Raw genomic sequence first — 16,191 nt, forward strand, 5'->3', positions numbered from 1 at the left:
AGTCAAATGTGATGTCCCGTTCTCTTTCGCAAACTGGCGAAGCGAAGCGCCGCTTCACCTGGCCGACCGGCACGCCGCAAATCGTGGCGCTGCTGCTGGTGCTGCTGGTGGATAGCCTGGTGGCTCCGCATTTCTTTCAGATCGTCGTGCAGGATGGCCGCCTGTTTGGTAGCCCGATCGACATCTTAAACCGTGCCGCGCCCGTGGCGCTGCTGGCGATTGGTATGACGCTGGTCATTGCCACCGGCGGGATCGACCTCTCCGTCGGTGCGGTAATGGCGATTGCGGGCGCCACCGCCGCCTCGATGACCGTCGCCGGGCACAGCCTGCCGGTGGTCCTGCTGGCCGCGCTGGGTTCCGGCGTGCTTGCCGGGCTGTGGAACGGCATTCTGGTTGCGGTGCTCAAGATCCAGCCGTTTGTCGCGACGTTGATTTTGATGGTGGCCGGGCGCGGTGTGGCGCAGCTTATCACCTCCGGTCAAATCGTCACCTTTAACTCCCCGAGCCTGGCGTGGATCGGCAGCGGTAATTTTCTGTTCTTCCCGACGCCGGTGATCGTCGCGCTGGTGACGCTGGTGGTGTTCTGGCTTTTCACCCGCAAAACGGCGCTCGGGATGTTCATCGAAGCGGTGGGGATTAACATTCGGGCCGCGAAAAACGCCGGGGTAAATACGCGGCTGATGGTGATGCTGACTTACGTGCTGAGCGGCGTCTGTGCTGCGATTGCCGGGGTGATCGTGGCCGCCGATATTCGCGGAGCGGATGCCAATAACGCCGGACTCTGGCTCGAGCTGGATGCGATCCTCGCGGTGGTTATCGGCGGTGGATCGCTGATGGGCGGACGTTTTAATTTGCTGCTCTCGGTGGTGGGGGCGTTGATTATTCAGGGTATGAATACCGGTATTTTGCTCTCCGGGTTCCAGCCGGAGCTGAATCAGGTCGTCAAAGCGGTCGTGGTACTTATCGTACTTATCGTGCAGTCGCCGCGCTTTATCACTCTCATTAAGGGGAACCGCGGTCATGATAAAACGTAATTTGCCGTTAATGATCACGCTGGGCGTGTTCGTTCTGGGGTACCTCTATTGCCTTACCCAGTTCCCGGGCTTCGCCTCCACGCGGGTGATTTGCAACATCCTGACCGACAATGCCTTTTTAGGCATTATCGCCGTCGGCATGACGTTTGTGATCCTCTCCGGCGGGATCGACCTCTCCGTTGGGTCGGTGATCGCCTTTACCGGCGTGTTCCTTGCCAAGGCGATTGGCTTTTGGGGGATTTCGCCGCTGCTGGCTTTTCCGCTGGTGCTGGTCATGGGCTGCGCGTTCGGCGCCTTTATGGGGCTTTTGATCGATGCGCTGAAAATCCCGGCCTTTATCATCACCCTCGCCGGGATGTTCTTCCTGCGCGGCGTGAGCTATCTGGTGTCGGAGGAGTCAATTCCAATTAACCATCCGATCTACGACACGCTCTCCAGTCTGGCGTGGAAAATTCCCGGCGGGGGGCGCCTGAGCGCAATGGGGCTGCTGATGCTGGGCGTGGTGGTGATCGGGATCTTCCTCGCCCACCGTACCCGATTTGGTAACCAGGTTTATGCCATTGGCGGCAGCGCCACGTCCGCGAACCTGATGGGAATTTCCACGCGCAGCACGACTATTCGCATCTACATGCTTTCGACCGGGCTGGCCACCCTCGCGGGGATTGTATTCTCGGTTTATACCCAGGCAGGCTATGCCCTAGCGGGGGTGGGCGTTGAGCTGGACGCCATTGCCTCGGTAGTGATTGGCGGTACGCTGCTCAGCGGCGGAGTGGGGACAGTCCTCGGCACGCTGTTTGGCGTGGCGATCCAGGGGCTGATTCAGACCTATATCAACTTCGACGGCACGCTCAGCTCCTGGTGGACCAAAATCGCTATCGGCATTCTGCTGTTTATTTTTATCGCGCTCCAGCGCGGCCTGACGGTGCTGTGGGAGAACCGCCAGAGCTCGCCTGTTACCCGGGTGAATACATCTTTAACAGAGCGATAACATGCTGAAATTGCTTAAACTCTAAACATTTTCCGGTAGCGGCCGATATTCTTTTTTTATGCCCAGAAATATCTCGCTACCGGAAATAACATCATGCTTAAAACGCTATCGATTCGTACCGGCTTGCTCTCTTTACTGGCCGTTATGACCCTTCTGCTGCTGATTGTCAGCGGCATCGGCATTTATGCCCTTACACAAAGTTCCGCTTCTCTCCAGCGCATCAATCATCTTCAGGGTGAACAGATGGTGCAGCTGAATGCCGGCTATACGCTGATCCTGCGCGCGCGTAACGAAGCGGGGCAGGCCGTTCGCATGATGGAGGTCGGCCTGCTGGACGATGCGGCCAGGGCGGTCAAAACCATTAACCAGGAAGTGGCGCTGGCACAGAAAACGCTGAAGGATGTGATCGGCAGCGGCGTGGCGGATGAGCAGGGGCAAAAGCTGCTGGATAACGTTGCCGCGAGTCTGGCGGTGTACAACCAGCAGGGTATCAGCCCGATGCTGAAAGCCCTGAACGAGCAAAGCGCGGACAGCTATTACGATCTGCTGGAAAACAAGCTGGTCCCGGTGGCGAAGCAGTTTGATAACGATATGCAGGCGTTCCAGGCATGGAGCGAGGCGCGCGGTAAAGCGGAGGTGAGCGCCGTGCAGGCGAGTAAAACCCGCGTGCTGATCCTGATTATCGTCGCGGCGCTGCTGACGGCTGGCATTATCGTGCTGGCCTGGCTGGTGCTGCGCCATATGCTGCTCAAGCCGCTTTCAGCCTCGATTGCCCAGCTGGAACATGTGGCGGCCGGGGATTTAACCCATACCCTGAACGCGCCGGCGAGCCAGGAATTTAATCGCCTTAACGCGGCGATCGAAGGGATGCGCCAGTCGCTGATGGACTCGGTTCTGCGGGTGCGTGACGCCAGCTCGCAGATTGATACCGGCAGCCGCGAGCTGACGGCCGGGAATATGAACCTGGCCCAGCGCACGGAATCCACCGCCACCTCGCTGGAGCAGACGGCCGCCAGCATGGAAGAGATCACCGCCACGGTGAAACTTAACGCCGATAACGCCGAGCAGGCGCACCAGCTGGCGAAGTCGGTCTCCGATACCGCCGATCACGGCAGTGAAATGGTCTGCTATGTCATTGAGAAGATGCGCGACATCTCCGGCAGTTCGGCGCGCATCGCCGATATCCTGAGCGTCATCGACGGCATTGCCTTCCAGACCAATATTCTGGCGCTGAACGCCTCCGTTGAAGCGGCGCGTGCGGGTGAGCAGGGGCGAGGTTTTGCGGTCGTGGCGGGTGAGGTGCGTAATCTCGCCAGCCGCAGTGCTGATGCGGCGAAAGAGATCCGCTCGCTTATCAGCGATTCGCAAACCCACGTGAACGAGGGCAGCGAGCTGGCGCAGCAGGCCGGTGAGACGATGGACGAGATCGCCACCGAAGTACTGCGTATGACCAAACTGATGCGTGAAATTGCGACGGCGTCCCTGGAGCAGAGCCGCGGTATTGAGCAGGTGAATATCGCCGTCAATCAGATGGATGAAACGGCGCAGCAAAATGCGGCGCTGGTCCAGCAATCATCTGCGGCAACTCGTTCCCTGGAGGAACAGTCGCGCGAGCTGATGGAAGCGATGGCCTCCTTCAAACTGACGACGCAAACGGCCTGAAAAAAAGGGGAGCCTGACGGGCTCCCCTTTCTACGCGTTACGCGTCCGGGAATTCGCGGATCATGCGTTCAACGTCATCCACCATATGGCGGTTGCCGACGAAGAACGAACGGCGCTGGTGCAGGCTTTCCGGCACGATATCCAGAATACGCTCTTTACCGTCGCTCGCCTTGCCGCCTGCCTGTTCGGCCAGGAACGCCATCGGGTTGCACTCGTACAGCAGACGCAGTTTTCCGTCCGGGTGGCTGGCGGTGCTTGGGTAGAGGTAAATACCGCCCTTCAGCAGGTTACGGTGGAAATCCGCCACCAGCGAGCCGATGTAGCGCGAGGTGTATGGGCGCTGGGTGGCTTTATCCTCTTCCTGGCAGAATTTGATGTACTTCTTCACGCCGTTCGGGAACTTGATGTAGTTGCCTTCGTTGATGGAGTAGGTGTTGCCCTTCTCCGGGAAGCGCATACGCTCCTGGCACAGGCAGAACACGCCCAGGGACGGATCGTAGGTAAAGGCGTGTACGCCGCAGCCGGTGGTGTACACCAGCATGGTGGACGAGCCATACACCACATAACCGGCAGCAACCTGTTTACTGCCCGGTTGCAGGAAGTCTTCTTCCGTCACCGGTGTGCCAACCGGCGTGACGCGACGGTAGATGGAGAAAATGGTACCGACAGAAACGTTAACGTCGATGTTGGAGGAGCCGTCCAGCGGATCCATCAGAACAACGTATTTCGCGTGTTCACACCCTTCGAATACGACGATCTCATCTTCTTCTTCAGAGGCGATACCCGCAACGATGTCGCGCGCGCGCAGTGCAGCTTTCAGTTTTTCATTGGCGAACAGGTCGAGTTTCTGCTGAACCTCACCCTGAACGTTCTCGGCACCGCTGGCACCCAGGATATCGACCAGACCGGCCTTGTTGATATCGCGGTGGATGATCTTAGCGCCCAGCTTTATTGCCGACAGCAAAGCAGTGAGCTCACCCGTAGCATGAGAGAACTCGTGCTGCTTCTCGACAATAAATTCACCTAACGTTTTCATAACACTTTCCCTGCATCTTATGTTGAGTAAAGCGGTTGATGTCCAACAATCTTAACAAACATTCAAATATTAGCGCAGAGGTGAATCGCGCCAGCAAAATACGGATTTACCTGAAATGCGTTTCACAGCCGCTGACATGTGAGTAAAATGTGCGCCACATTGAAGAAGGATAGTGACGTATGCGCATTCATATATTGGGGATTTGTGGCACTTTCATGGGCGGACTGGCAATGCTGGCGCGCTCGCTGGGCCATGAAGTGACAGGTTCGGACGCCAATGTGTATCCGCCGATGAGCACGCTGCTCGAGAAGCAGGGAATTTCTCTGATTCAGGGATATGACGCCAGCCAGCTGGAGCCGCAGCCGGATCTGGTGATCGTGGGTAACGCCATGACCCGTGGGAATCCATGCGTTGAAGCGGTGCTGGAACGCAATATCCCGTACATGTCTGGCCCGCAGTGGCTGCATGATTTTGTCCTGCGCGACCGCTGGGTTGTCGCCGTTGCCGGGACGCACGGCAAAACCACCACCGCCGGTATGGCGACCTGGATCCTCGAAGCCTGCGGCTACAAGCCGGGCTTCGTGATCGGCGGCGTACCGGGGAATTTCGACGTCTCCGCGCGTCTGGGCGACAGCCCGTTCTTTGTGATTGAAGCGGATGAATACGACTGCGCGTTCTTCGACAAGCGCTCCAAGTTCGTGCATTACTGCCCACGCACGCTGATCCTCAACAACCTTGAGTTCGATCACGCGGATATCTTTGACGACCTGAAAGCGATTCAGAAACAGTTCCACCATCTGGTGCGCATTGTTCCGGGTCAGGGCCGCATTATCCTGCCGGAGAACGACATCAACCTGAAGCAGACTATGGCGATGGGGTGCTGGAGCGAGCAGGAGCTGGTTGGCGAGCAGGGGCACTGGCAGGCGAAAAAGCTCAACGCGGATGCCTCCGAATGGGAAGTGCTGCTCGACGGTGAGAAAGTGGGCGAGGTGAAGTGGGGCCTAGTGGGCGAGCACAACATGCACAACGGCCTGATGGCGATCGCCGCGGCGCGTCACGTGGGCGTACTGCCTGCGGATGCCGCCAATGCGCTGGGCTCGTTTATCAACGCCCGTCGCCGTCTGGAGCTGCGCGGTGAAGCCCACGGCGTTACCGTGTATGACGATTTCGCGCACCACCCAACGGCCATTCTGGCGACGCTTGCCGCATTGCGTGGCAAAGTTGGCGGCACCGCGCGCATTCTGGCCGTGCTGGAACCGCGTTCGAACACCATGAAAATGGGCATCTGCAAAGACGATCTTGCGCCGTCCTTAGGACGTGCCGACGAAGTCTTCCTGCTGCAACCGCAGCATATTCCGTGGCAGGTGGCGGAAGTGGCAGACGCCTGCATTCAGCCGGCGCACTGGAGTGCGGACGTGGATGTCTTAGCGGATATGGTGGTGAAAGCCGCACAGCCTGGCGATCACATTCTGGTGATGAGCAACGGTGGGTTTGGTGGGATCCATCAGAAGCTGCTGGACGGTCTGGCGAAGAAAGCCGCGGCCGCAGAGTAAAAAAAGCCCGGTGGCGTTAGCGCTTACCGGGCCTACATTTTTTCGCACGACCTTGTAGGCCGGATAAGGCGTTTACGCCGCCATCCGGCGCAAACCCGCACAGATTACTCTTCGTTCTCAGACAGCTCGCGCAGATACTGGAAAATCAGGCGCGCAGACTTCGGCGGCTTATTCCCTTCTTTCTCTTTCTTCGCGTTGCGGATAAGCGATCGCAGCTGCTGGCGGTCGGCATTCGGCCACAGATTCAGCACTTCAGGTACTGCGTCATCACCCTGCTCGATCAAACGATCGCGGATCTGCTCCAGCTTATGGAACAGCGCAACCTGCTGATTGTGGCGGTTTTTCAGTTTGTCCAGCGCCTGACGGATCGGCTCCACGTCGCGCTGACGCAGCAGTTTACCGATAAGCTGAAGCTGGCGGCGACGCCCTTCTTTCTTGATTTTCTGTGCCAGTTCAATGGCATCACGCAGATCCTGGTCGAGCGGGATCTTATCCAGCGCGTTTTTACCCAGTTCTACCATTTCTGCGCCAAGCTGTTTTAACTCTTCGGCGTCACGTTTAATTTCACTTTTACTGACCCAGATGATCTCATCATCTTCGTCTTCGATGTCATCACCGGGAACGTCGTCGAGCCAGTCTTCGGGCTGCTTAGTCATGTCAGGCTCCTTAAAAAAAGAGGCTAATGTTACCAGTTAAGACGCGCACTGAAAAACGGTTCTCTGTTAGACTTCACTTAACTCTCTCTTACAGTATGGCATTTGCGATGAAAGTAACCTCACAAGTTGAAGCGCAGCGTAAGATCCTGGAAGAAGCCGTCTCCACCGCGCTGACGCTCGCTTCAGGTAAATCAGATGGCGCCGAAGTGGCGGTCAGCAAAACCACCGGCATTAGCGTGAGCACCCGCTATGGCGAAGTGGAGAATGTAGAATTTAACAGCGATGGCGCGCTGGGGATCACGGTGTATCACCAGAATCGTAAAGGCAGCGCGTCGTCTACCGATCTGAGCCCGGATGCCATCGCCCGTACGGTGCAGGCGGCGCTGGATATCGCGCGTTACACCTCCCCGGACCCTTACGCTGGCGTGGCCGATAAAGAGCTGCTGGCGTTTGACGCGCCGGATCTCGATCTGTTCCATCCCGCGGAAGTGACGCCGGATGAAGCCATTGAGCTGGCCGCGCGAGCCGAGCAGGCCTCTTTGCAGGCTGACAAACGCATCACCAATACCGAAGGCGGCAGCTTTAACAGCCACTACGGCATTAAAGTGTTTGGTAACTCCCATGGCATGTTGCAGGGGTACTGCTCAACCCGCCACTCGCTTTCCAGCTGCGTCATCGCCGAAGAAAACGGCGATATGGAGCGTGATTACGCGTATACCATTGGCCGCGCGCTAGGAGATTTGCAGTCTCCAGAGTGGGTGGGAAAAGCGTGCGCCGAACGCACGCTGTCACGCCTTTCGCCGCGTAAACTCTCCACCATGAAAGCGCCGGTAATTTTTGCCAACGAAGTGGCAACCGGCCTGTTTGGTCATCTGGTGGGAGCGATTGCGGGCGGTTCGGTGTACCGTAAATCGACCTTCCTGCTCGACTCGCTGGGCAAGCAGATCCTGCCGGAATGGCTGACCATCGAAGAGCACCCACACCTGCTGAAAGGGCTGGCCTCTACGCCGTTTGACAGCGAAGGCGTGCGCACGGAACGTCGTGATATCGTGAAAGACGGCATTCTGACCCAGTGGCTGCTGACCAACTACTCCGCGCGTAAGCTGGGGCTGAAAAGCACCGGGCACGCGGGCGGCATTCATAACTGGCGCATTGCCGGACAGGGCCTGAATTTTGAACAGATGCTGAAAGAGATGGGCACCGGCCTGGTGGTCACCGAGCTGATGGGGCAGGGCGTGAGCGGTATTACCGGCGACTACTCTCGCGGTGCAGCGGGCTTCTGGGTCGAAAACGGTGAAATTCAGTATCCGGTGAGCGAAATCACCATCGCCGGCAACCTGAAGGACATGTGGCGCAATATTGTTACGGTCGGTAACGATATTGAAACACGCAGCAATATTCAGTGTGGTTCTGTATTACTGCCGGAGATGAAAATCGCCGGGCAATAATCCCCGTAAAAGATTGATTAATAATAAAAAAAGGAAGTGAGCAATGCGTAAACACCTGTTAGCGATCGTCGCGGCTTCAACGCTGGTTCTTGGCTCGTCTGCGTTTGCTGCCGATCTCGAAGACAACATGGACATCCTCAGTGAAAACCTGAAGGTGGTGCAGAAAACGGACAATGCGGCGGACATGAAAGACGCATTGACTAAAATGCGTGAAGCCGCGCTGGATGCGCAAAAAGCGACGCCGCCGAAGCTGGAAAGCAAAGCGGCAGACAGCGCCGAGATGAAAGACTACCGCCACGGTTTTGACGTGCTGGTCGGCCAGATTGACGGCGCGCTGAAGCTGGCGAACGAAGGCAAAGTGAAAGAAGCCCAGGCGGCAGCCGATCAGTTTGTCGCGACCCGCAACACGTACCACAAAAAGTATCGTTAATTGGGTGCCTGAGCTGTACGTCCTCTCCCCGTATGCGGAGGCGCATTATGCGCCCCCGCATCGTTGCTCCCTACTTGCCGGAGCGACAATCCATCCGCGCTGTCACTTCAAGCGAGCCGTTACGAAAACGGATCTCGCACAGTGTTTTCCTCGTCACCAGCGTTAAGATGATTATTGTCAAAGAAATAATCATCAAAACCCCGATACTTGGGTTTCTGCGTTTCATGGATGCCTCCTTGCTTTAAAGCGGGCGAGGTAGCGAACTCCACGGTGTGACGTGTCGTTTCGAGCCCCCGCCCTGATTTTTTATCAGGCGGGGCTTTCCACTTTCCGTCCCATGCCTGAGACGGTCAGTCTCAAGCACCCGCCGCCACTCTAGCGGATCCCCATAAGAAAACCTTATCCACGTCACATTTCTACGAGCCTGCTCGTAATCTTTTCCACTCCGCTTACCAGTCTAATGCCGCGTAATAGCGTGATATTCATCACGTAAATCCAGCGATTTATACAGATTCACCGCATTTATGTGGCACAGATCACTGCCGCTGCTCGCCTTTCCACTTCGAAGTGGAAAACAACTCGCTACAAACAATTCCCCCTCGACGTTAGTTTTATTCCAGAGCCATTAACGGGGTAAGACGAGTGATTAACGGAGCGGTAATGAACGACGTTGGGGAACAGGCGGTGCAAACAGAACAGCTCGCGAACACCATGCTTCAGCAGGTCTACGCCCTGCTGGCCCGGCACAACATCATTCCCAACGCGGTACAGGAGCAGATGCTGACCTCCCACGTTCGCGCAATGGCGCACCGGTCCGTGACCGGCGAGCCGCTGCCAGAGGTTGAAGCAGAGCTGTTTGACGAAATTTCACCAGATTCAATGCAACTCGCCCGTGAAGTGGTAGCGCAGTTCGGCAACCTTCCTGATGAAGAGGCCTGGCTGCTCTCCGTTCACTTCGAAGTCGCGAAAGACAACCTTTAAGGAGCAACACATGGAACAGATTACAGTCGTGATTGGCGATCGCCTGGGTAAAGGTCAGAAAGTGGCTGCGGGTGTGGAAAAAGCCGGCGGACGCGCGGTTGTCGTACCGGGCATGGCAGCGGATATGAAGCTCGGTGACGTGATGAAAGCAGAAAACGCCACCTTCGGGATCTCCTTCTGCGGCAGCGGCGGCGCGGGCGCCATCACCGCTCAGACCAAATATGGCTACAAGGCCAAATACGGCATGCGCTCCGTGGATGAGGGGGTGACCGCCATCAACGAAGGCTGCAACGTGCTGGGCTTTGGCTTTATGGATAAAGAAGAGCTGGGCGAGCGTCTGGTACAGGCGTGGCAGAAGAAATACGGCGCGTAAGCATGAAAGAACAGTTCACAACCACGGTGAGAGTGAAGGGGAAGGGCGACGCCAAAGCGCGCGCCTTTGCCGACGCCCTCAACCACGTTCAGGCTGCGGTGATGAAAGCCTCACCGCATATCTTACTGCGTATTGAGCCACAGGATGTGCAGGTTGTTCAGGCGCAAGAAGCGGTGCGAAAAGAAGCGTTTCTGTTCTTCTTTTTGCGCCGGGAAAGACGCACCTACAGCGTGGAGCTGGATGTGACCGTCAACGTGACCGCCATCAATCTCGACCAGGTGGATTTCGTCACGCAACGCTGATTATTCATAAAAGGGCAGACTGATGTTCTTAATTATATTAATAAAATCGCTCATCATTGGCGGCCTGGTTGGCGTCGGTGTTGGCGCCGGGGCTGCACGCATGTTTCATGCGCCTACCACTCAGGGTATGGGCGCGTTTCGTACGTTGGGGGAACTGAACTCCTGCGAAGGGGATCCGGCGTCCCACTTCTCCTTTGGGTTAGGTTTCTTCTTTAACGCCTGGGCCTCTTCCGTGGCCGCAGGTGCCTTCACACAGGACGTTGACCACCGCATCATCCCGAACTGGGGTGCTGCTGCACTGATGATTAAAAACCGTAACGTCGGTGAAACGCTGCATGACCCGCGCAAAATGGCGATTGCCTGCGGCATCATCGGCATGATTGTCGTGACCTTCCTTAACCTGACCGCCTCCTCCGTTCCGGCAGCGCTTCAGGTGACCGCCGTGAAGGTGCTGGTACCGGCGGCGAACCTGCTAGTCAACACCGTGATGCCGGTGATCTTCTGGCTGGCGGCCATCGACGCGGGTAAAAAATCGGGCTTCTGGGCCACCATCTTTGGCGGCGCGGCACAGCTGATCATGGGTAACGCCGTACCGGGTCTGGTACTGGGTATTCTGATTGGTAAAGGTGTTGAAGAGAGTGGCTGGAACCACGTCACCAAAGTGATGATGGCGGCGATCGTCCTGCTCTTCGTGCTGAGCGGCTTCTTCCGCGGTTTCGACATGAAGATGATCGAATCCTTCCATCTGACCGTGCCGAACTGGCTCGACATGATCCACAACTCGCTCAGCGGTAAATAACAGGAGCCTCTAAATGGAACAGAATAAAGGTTTTTGGTATGCCGACTGGTCGTTCCCGATCTTCGTTGGCCTGCTCTCCTCCGGCGTCTTCGCCGGGACGCACATGTACTACCTCTACGGCATCGGCGCGTTTAACGAAGTTGCCTTCGTGGCGATGCTGAAAGCGGGAATCGATACCGGCGTCTACGGCGCGGTGGCGGCGTTCGGTGCTAGCTTCCTGTTCGCCCGTATTATCGAAGGCTCGCTGGTGGGTATTCTCGATATCGGCGGTGCGATCCAGACCGGCGTGGGCCTCGGCGTTCCGGCGCTGCTGCTGGGCGCGGGGATCATGTTCCCGGTGACCAACTTCATTGCCGCGCTGATTACCGGCCTGGTGATTGGCCTGGCGATTGGCTACGTCATCATCCTGGCGCGGAAGTTCACCATCAATCAGAGCAACTCCACCTACGGCGCAGACGTGATGATGGGCGCGGGTAACGCCTCCGGCCGCTTCCTCGGGCCGTTGATTATCCTCAGCGCCATGACCGCCTCCATTCCAATCGGCGTCGGTTCCCTGGTAGGCGCACTGCTGTTCTACATCTGGCAGAAGCCGATTACCGGTGGCGCCATCCTCGGCGCAATGATTTTGGGCTGGCTGTTCCCGGTCGCCCTTTAATACCCGCGGGCGCTTCGGTGCCCGCTTTATCAGGAGATCCTCATGTTTGATTTACTCCTGCGCCGTGCGCGCCTCGCCGACGATACCCTGACCGATATCGCCATCCAGGACGGGAAGATTGCCGCGACAGGCGACATTGACGCTCCCGCCCGCAAAACGGTTGAGCTGAACGGCGACGTGTTCGTCAGCGCGGGCTGGATTGACTCCCACGTCCACTGCTACCCGAACTCCCCGATTTACCACGACGAGCCGGACAGCGTGGGCATTGCCACCGGCGTCACCACCGTGGTGGACGCGGGCAGTACCGGAGCCGACGACGTGGACGATTTTTACGCCATCACTCGCAAAGCCTCCACCGAGGTGTTTGCCCTGCTGAACATCTCCCGCGTGGGGCTGATCGCCCAGAACGAGCTGGCCAACATGGCGAACATTGACGCCGATGCGGTGAAGCAGGCGGTGACGCGCCACCCGGATTTTATCGTTGGCCTGAAGGCGCGCATGAGCAGCAGCGTGGTCGGTGAAAACGGCATCACCCCGCTGGAGCGCGCGAAAGCGATTCAGAAAGAGAACGGCGACCTGCCGCTGATGGTGCACATCGGCAACAACCCGCCGAACCTCGATGAGATTGCCGAACTGCTGAGCTCCGGCGACATCATCACCCACTGCTACAACGGCAAGCCTAACCGCATTCTGACGCCCTCCGGCGAGCTACGCGCCTCCATTACGTCTGCGCTGAAGCGCGGCGTGCGCCTGGACGTCGGTCACGGCACGGCGAGCTTCAGCTTTGAAGTGGCGAAGCGCGCCATTGCGATGGGCATTCTGCCGCATACCATCAGCTCGGATATTTACTGCCGCAACCGCATCAACGGCCCGGTCGGCTCGCTGGCGAGCGTGATGTCGAAATTCCTCGCCATCGGCATGTCATTGCCGCAGGTGATTGACTGTGTCACGGCCAACGCCGCCGACGGCCTGCGCCTGACGCGCAAAGGCCGCATTCAGCCTGGCCTAGACGCCGATCTGACGCTGTTTACGCTCAAGCGCCAGCCGACGGTGCTGACGGATGCCGAAAACGACAGCCTACAGGCTGAACACATTCTGATGCCGCTTGCCGCGATCCGCGCGGGCAAGGGCTACATGACCGAACAAGGGAGCACGGAACATGCCTTCGATTTATGAGAAGTACAACTTAAAGCAGGTTATCAACACCTCTGGCCGCATGACGGCGCTGGGTGTCTCCACGCCGCGCCCGGAAGTGGTGCAGGCGGCGATGGACGGCATGAATCACTATTTCGAGATGAAGGATCTGGTCAATAAAACCGGGGAATACATCGCGAAGCTGCTGGAGGTGGAAGGGGCGACGGTGGTCTCCTGCGCGTCGGCGGGCATTGCCCAGTCCGTGGCGGCGGTGCTGGTGAAAGACAGCGACTGGCTGCTGGAAAACCTGCACGTCACACCGATTGAAAACAACGAAATCGTCCTGCCGAAAGGCCACAACGTGAACTTTGGCGCGCCGGTGGGCACCATGGTGGCGCTGGGCGGCGGCAAGCTGGTGGAGGCGGGCTACGCCAACGAATGCTCTGCCGATCAGCTGGCGGCGGCGATCACTCCGCGCACGGCGGCGATCCTCTACATCAAATCGCACCACTGCGTGCAGAAAAGCATGCTCAGCGTCGAGCAGGCGGCGGTCGTGGCGCGCAAGCACGATCTCCCGCTGATCGTCGATGCGGCGGCGGAAGAAGATCTGCACGCCTACTACCGCTCCGGTGCCGATCTGGTGATCTACAGCGGCGCGAAGGCGATCGAAGGGCCAACCAGCGGGCTGGTGATCGGCAAAACCCAGTACGTTGAGTGGGTGAAGCGCCAGACGGCGGGCATTGGTCGCGCGATGAAAGTGGGCAAAGAGGGTATCCTGGGCCTGACCTGCGCCATCGAACACTACCTGACGGCGACCAAAGAGAGCGGGGCCGAGATGGTGGCGAAGATGACGCCGTTTATCGACGCGTTGAACACCCTGAACGGCGTGACCGCGCGCGTGGTCTGGGACAGCGCCGGTCGCGATATCGCCCGTACCGAGATTAAGTTCGACGAAGCCGCTACGGGCGTCGGCACGGGCGATCTGGTGGCGAAGCTGAAACAGGGCGAATACGCCATTTACTTCCGTGGCTATAAGGCCAACGAAGGGATTATCGAGGCGGACGTGCGCAGCGTGAATGCTGACCAGCTGAACATCGTGTACCGCCGCATTAGCGAAGTATTAGGACAGGAGAAAAAAGCATGAAACTGACCCCCAACTTTTACCGTGACCGCGTCTGCCTGAACGTGCTGGCAGGCTCAAAGGCCAACGCCAGCGCCATTTACGAGGCGGCGGAAGGTCATGTGCTGGTGGGCGTGCTCTCCAAAAATTACCCGGACGTAGCGAGCGCGGTTGCGGACATGCGCGAATACGCAGCCCTGATTGATAACGCGCTCTCCGTGGGGCTGGGCGCGGGCGACCCGAACCAGTCGGCGATGGTGAGTGAAATCTCCCGCCAGGTGCAGCCGCAGCACGTTAACCAGGTCTTTACCGGCGTGGCCACCAGCCGCGCGCTGCTGGGGCAGAATGAGTCGGTGGTCAACGGTCTGGTCTCCCCGACCGGCACCGTCGGGATGGTGAAAATCTCCACCGGCCCGCTGAGCAGCAAAGCGCCGGACGGCATAGTGCCGGTTGAAACCGCTATCGCCCTGCTGAAAGATTTCGGCGGCAGCTCCATCAAGTACTTCCCGATGGGCGGCCTGAAATGCCGTGACGAATACCAGGCGGTGGCGGAAGCCTGCGCCCGTCACGACTTCTGGCTGGAGCCGACCGGGGGAATCGATCTGGAGAACTTCGAGGCGATCTTGCAGATCGCCCTGGATGCGGGCGTGAGCAAAATCATCCCGCATATCTACAGCTCGATTATCGATAAAGCCAGCGGTGATACGCGTCCGGAAGATGTGCGTACGCTGCTGGCGATGACGAAGAAGCTGGTTAAGTAGAACCTGCCCCTCACCCTAACCCTAACCCTCTCCCACCGGGAGAGGGAACCTTTACCCCCTCTCCCTTTGGGAGAGGGCTGGGGTGAGGGGAAACAAACCGCACACACCCGAAGGAGCCACCATGCACACCCGTACCCTGCTTGTCGCTTCACTCTCTTTACTTGCTACCTCTGCAATCGCTCAAACCCAGTACGCCTGGGTGGGTACCTATAATCCGAACGGTGAAGGGCTGTACCGCTTTACCGTCGATCCGCAAACCGGTGCGCTGAACGATAAAACACTGGTGAGCAAACTGCCGAACGCCGCGCAGTTAACCGTCTCACACGACGGCAAAACGCTGTATCTGGCAAGCGAAGTGGAGCAGGGCGTGGTGCAGGCGCTGCGCATCGGTGATAACGGCGCGCTGAGCGAGCTGAATCAGGTGTCCTCCGGCGGCGCGGGGCCGGTGTATCTTTCCCTGACGCCGAACGGCAAACATCTGCTGGTGGCAAACTACGTCAGCGGAACTGTCGCGGTGCTGCCCGTTAACGCAGACGGCAGCCTGGGCGATGCTACGGACACCCATCAGGACAAAGGCGAACCGGGCGCGGCGAAGCCGGAAGCTGCCGTCGAGGGCAGTTTCGCCATCAGCGATCATAACGGCCCACATGCGCACATGATCGCCGCCGATCCGGACGGGAAATACGTTTTTTCCACCGATCTGGGGCTGGATCGCATCTATCAGTACCGTTTTGACGATCAAACCGGGAAGCTGACTCCTAACGATCCGCCATTTATCAGCGCCTCCTCAAAAGGGGCCGGGCCGCGCCACTTCGTCTTTACGCCGAAAGGCGATGCCCTGTGGCTGATTAACGAAGAGGCGTCTACGCTCACCCATTATGCGCTGGACAGTAATGGCAGGCTGAAAGAGGGTAAAACGGTTTCAGCCCTGCCGGACGGTTATAAAGGCACCAGTTTTGCTGCCGGGCTGGCGCTAAGCGCCGACGGGAAACAGCTGTATGTCGCTAACCGTTTGCATAACAGCATCGGGCACTTTACCGTAACGGCGGAGGGTACGCTGACGCATCAGGATGATGTCTGGACGCGCGGCGACTATCCGCGCACCCTGACGCTCGATAAGCAGGGTCGCTGGCTGTACGTCATGAACCAGCGCAGCGACAACATTACCCGTTTCCGCGTGGCGCCGGACGGCAAGCTGAGCGCCGAGCCAGACTATACCCCGGTCGGCAGCCCATCCCAGATGGTCATTTCACCCTGAG

General features: G+C 58.2%; 18 protein-coding genes. 15 read left to right on the plus strand and 3 right to left on the minus strand.

The window, feature by feature from the left end:
* Positions 1–8 precede the first annotated feature (8 nt).
* The 3 genes from ytfT to L463_RS16025 all read left to right on the plus strand — a co-directional run bounded on the left by ytfT (position 9) and on the right by L463_RS16025 (position 3,684).
* On the plus strand, positions 9–1,034 hold the full coding sequence (gene ytfT / locus L463_RS16035; protein WP_017383922.1) for a galactofuranose ABC transporter, ATP-binding protein YtfT: 1,026 nt from the start codon (positions 9–11) through the stop codon (positions 1,032–1,034).
* A complete protein-coding gene (yjfF, locus tag L463_RS16030) occupies positions 1,021–2,022 on the plus strand; it encodes a galactofuranose ABC transporter, permease protein YjfF (RefSeq protein WP_017383921.1) in 1,002 nt (333 codons plus the stop codon). Before ytfT ends, yjfF begins: the two co-directional genes overlap by 14 nt.
* 93 nt (positions 2,023–2,115) lie before the next feature.
* Positions 2,116–3,684, plus strand: a complete 1,569-nt coding sequence (locus tag L463_RS16025) for a methyl-accepting chemotaxis protein (protein ID WP_032673104.1) — start codon at positions 2,116–2,118, stop codon at positions 3,682–3,684.
* Positions 3,685–3,721: 37 nt separating this feature from the next.
* Here L463_RS16025 and fbp read toward each other — a convergent pair whose 3' ends face one another.
* The gene (fbp, locus tag L463_RS16020; protein ID WP_003856070.1) at positions 3,722–4,720 is read right to left on the minus strand and encodes a class 1 fructose-bisphosphatase; all 999 of its coding nucleotides are present in this window, start codon (positions 4,718–4,720) and stop codon (positions 3,722–3,724) included.
* A gap of 179 nt (positions 4,721–4,899) precedes the next feature.
* Between fbp and mpl the strand changes: the two genes are divergently transcribed.
* Positions 4,900–6,273, plus strand: a complete 1,374-nt coding sequence (gene mpl, locus L463_RS16015) for a UDP-N-acetylmuramate:L-alanyl-gamma-D-glutamyl-meso-diaminopimelate ligase (RefSeq protein WP_017694649.1) — start codon at positions 4,900–4,902, stop codon at positions 6,271–6,273.
* Positions 6,274–6,377: 104 nt separating this feature from the next.
* Here the strand turns inward: mpl and yjgA are convergent, their stop codons facing one another.
* Positions 6,378–6,929 (minus strand): ribosome biogenesis factor YjgA, encoded by a 552-nt coding sequence (gene yjgA, locus L463_RS16010; protein ID WP_003856072.1) that lies wholly within the window; start codon positions 6,927–6,929, stop codon positions 6,378–6,380.
* Positions 6,930–7,024: 95 nt separating this feature from the next.
* Between yjgA and pmbA the strand changes: the two genes are divergently transcribed.
* Both pmbA and cybC read left to right on the plus strand, forming a co-directional pair.
* Entirely contained in the window at positions 7,025–8,377 is a 1,353-nt protein-coding gene (gene pmbA / locus L463_RS16005) for a metalloprotease PmbA (protein WP_015572506.1), read from the plus strand.
* 43 nt (positions 8,378–8,420) lie between these two features.
* Entirely contained in the window at positions 8,421–8,807 is a 387-nt protein-coding gene (cybC, locus tag L463_RS16000; protein WP_010427378.1) for a cytochrome b562, read from the plus strand.
* Positions 8,808–8,877: 70 nt separating this feature from the next.
* On the opposite strand, the gene L463_RS23400 is transcribed toward cybC, so the two are convergent.
* Entirely contained in the window at positions 8,878–9,033 is a 156-nt protein-coding gene (locus tag L463_RS23400) for a Hok/Gef family protein (protein ID WP_017383916.1), read from the minus strand.
* Between the two features lie 416 nt (positions 9,034–9,449).
* Here L463_RS23400 and L463_RS15990 point away from each other — a divergent pair, with 416 nt between their 5' ends.
* From L463_RS15990 to L463_RS15950, 9 genes are all read left to right on the plus strand, one after another.
* Positions 9,450–9,788, plus strand: coding sequence for a PRD domain-containing protein (locus L463_RS15990; RefSeq protein WP_026080657.1), 339 nt, complete (start codon positions 9,450–9,452; stop codon positions 9,786–9,788).
* 10 nt (positions 9,789–9,798) lie between these two features.
* Positions 9,799–10,161 (plus strand): SFCGS family glycine-rich protein, encoded by a 363-nt coding sequence (locus L463_RS15985; protein WP_006810339.1) that lies wholly within the window; start codon positions 9,799–9,801, stop codon positions 10,159–10,161.
* 2 nt (positions 10,162–10,163) lie between these two features.
* Entirely contained in the window at positions 10,164–10,463 is a 300-nt protein-coding gene (locus L463_RS15980) for a DUF4312 family protein (protein ID WP_006810338.1), read from the plus strand.
* 22 nt (positions 10,464–10,485) lie between these two features.
* Positions 10,486–11,262, plus strand: a complete 777-nt coding sequence (locus tag L463_RS15975) for a DUF4311 domain-containing protein (RefSeq protein ID WP_006810337.1) — start codon at positions 10,486–10,488, stop codon at positions 11,260–11,262.
* A 13-nt stretch (positions 11,263–11,275) separates the two neighbouring features.
* Complete coding sequence (locus L463_RS15970) at positions 11,276–11,917, plus strand: DUF4310 family protein (RefSeq protein WP_015572508.1); 642 nt, start codon at positions 11,276–11,278, stop codon at positions 11,915–11,917.
* Positions 11,918–11,959: 42 nt separating this feature from the next.
* Positions 11,960–13,093 carry an amidohydrolase/deacetylase family metallohydrolase gene (locus L463_RS15965; protein ID WP_017383915.1) on the plus strand — a complete coding sequence of 378 codons (1,134 nt, stop codon included), beginning with the start codon at positions 11,960–11,962 and terminating at the stop codon, positions 13,091–13,093.
* Positions 13,077–14,195, plus strand: coding sequence for a DgaE family pyridoxal phosphate-dependent ammonia lyase (locus L463_RS15960; protein ID WP_017383914.1), 1,119 nt, complete (start codon positions 13,077–13,079; stop codon positions 14,193–14,195). The genes L463_RS15965 and L463_RS15960 overlap by 17 nt, the downstream gene beginning before the upstream one ends.
* Entirely contained in the window at positions 14,192–14,932 is a 741-nt protein-coding gene (locus L463_RS15955) for a 2-dehydro-3-deoxy-phosphogluconate aldolase (protein WP_017694646.1), read from the plus strand. The genes L463_RS15960 and L463_RS15955 overlap by 4 nt, the downstream gene beginning before the upstream one ends.
* Before the next feature lie 121 nt (positions 14,933–15,053).
* The gene (locus L463_RS15950) at positions 15,054–16,190 is read left to right on the plus strand and encodes a lactonase family protein (protein WP_032103144.1); all 1,137 of its coding nucleotides are present in this window, start codon (positions 15,054–15,056) and stop codon (positions 16,188–16,190) included.
* The last annotated feature ends 1 nt before the right edge of the window (position 16,191 follow it).

It is taken from the genome of Enterobacter sp. BIDMC 27 (assembly GCF_000534415.1).
Classification (GTDB): Bacteria; Pseudomonadota; Gammaproteobacteria; order Enterobacterales; family Enterobacteriaceae; genus Enterobacter; species Enterobacter hormaechei_C.

Coding starts and splice junctions, on each gene's coding strand:
- L463_RS15980 (WP_006810338.1), top strand. CDS start 10,164: ATGAAAGAACAGTTCACAACCACGGTGAGAGTGAAGGGGAAGGGCGAC.
- mpl (WP_017694649.1), top strand. CDS start 4,900: ATGCGCATTCATATATTGGGGATTTGTGGCACTTTCATGGGCGGACTG.
- cybC (WP_010427378.1), top strand. CDS start 8,421: ATGCGTAAACACCTGTTAGCGATCGTCGCGGCTTCAACGCTGGTTCTT.
- L463_RS16025 (WP_032673104.1), top strand. CDS start 2,116: ATGCTTAAAACGCTATCGATTCGTACCGGCTTGCTCTCTTTACTGGCC.
- L463_RS15970 (WP_015572508.1), top strand. CDS start 11,276: ATGGAACAGAATAAAGGTTTTTGGTATGCCGACTGGTCGTTCCCGATC.
- L463_RS15985 (WP_006810339.1), top strand. CDS start 9,799: ATGGAACAGATTACAGTCGTGATTGGCGATCGCCTGGGTAAAGGTCAG.
- L463_RS15965 (WP_017383915.1), top strand. CDS start 11,960: ATGTTTGATTTACTCCTGCGCCGTGCGCGCCTCGCCGACGATACCCTG.
- fbp (WP_003856070.1), bottom strand. CDS start 4,720: ATGAAAACGTTAGGTGAATTTATTGTCGAGAAGCAGCACGAGTTCTCT.
- L463_RS15975 (WP_006810337.1), top strand. CDS start 10,486: ATGTTCTTAATTATATTAATAAAATCGCTCATCATTGGCGGCCTGGTT.
- yjgA (WP_003856072.1), bottom strand. CDS start 6,929: ATGACTAAGCAGCCCGAAGACTGGCTCGACGACGTTCCCGGTGATGAC.
- L463_RS15960 (WP_017383914.1), top strand. CDS start 13,077: ATGCCTTCGATTTATGAGAAGTACAACTTAAAGCAGGTTATCAACACC.
- L463_RS15950 (WP_032103144.1), top strand. CDS start 15,054: ATGCACACCCGTACCCTGCTTGTCGCTTCACTCTCTTTACTTGCTACC.
- pmbA (WP_015572506.1), top strand. CDS start 7,025: ATGGCATTTGCGATGAAAGTAACCTCACAAGTTGAAGCGCAGCGTAAG.
- L463_RS23400 (WP_017383916.1), bottom strand. CDS start 9,033: ATGAAACGCAGAAACCCAAGTATCGGGGTTTTGATGATTATTTCTTTG.
- yjfF (WP_017383921.1), top strand. CDS start 1,021: ATGATAAAACGTAATTTGCCGTTAATGATCACGCTGGGCGTGTTCGTT.
- L463_RS15955 (WP_017694646.1), top strand. CDS start 14,192: ATGAAACTGACCCCCAACTTTTACCGTGACCGCGTCTGCCTGAACGTG.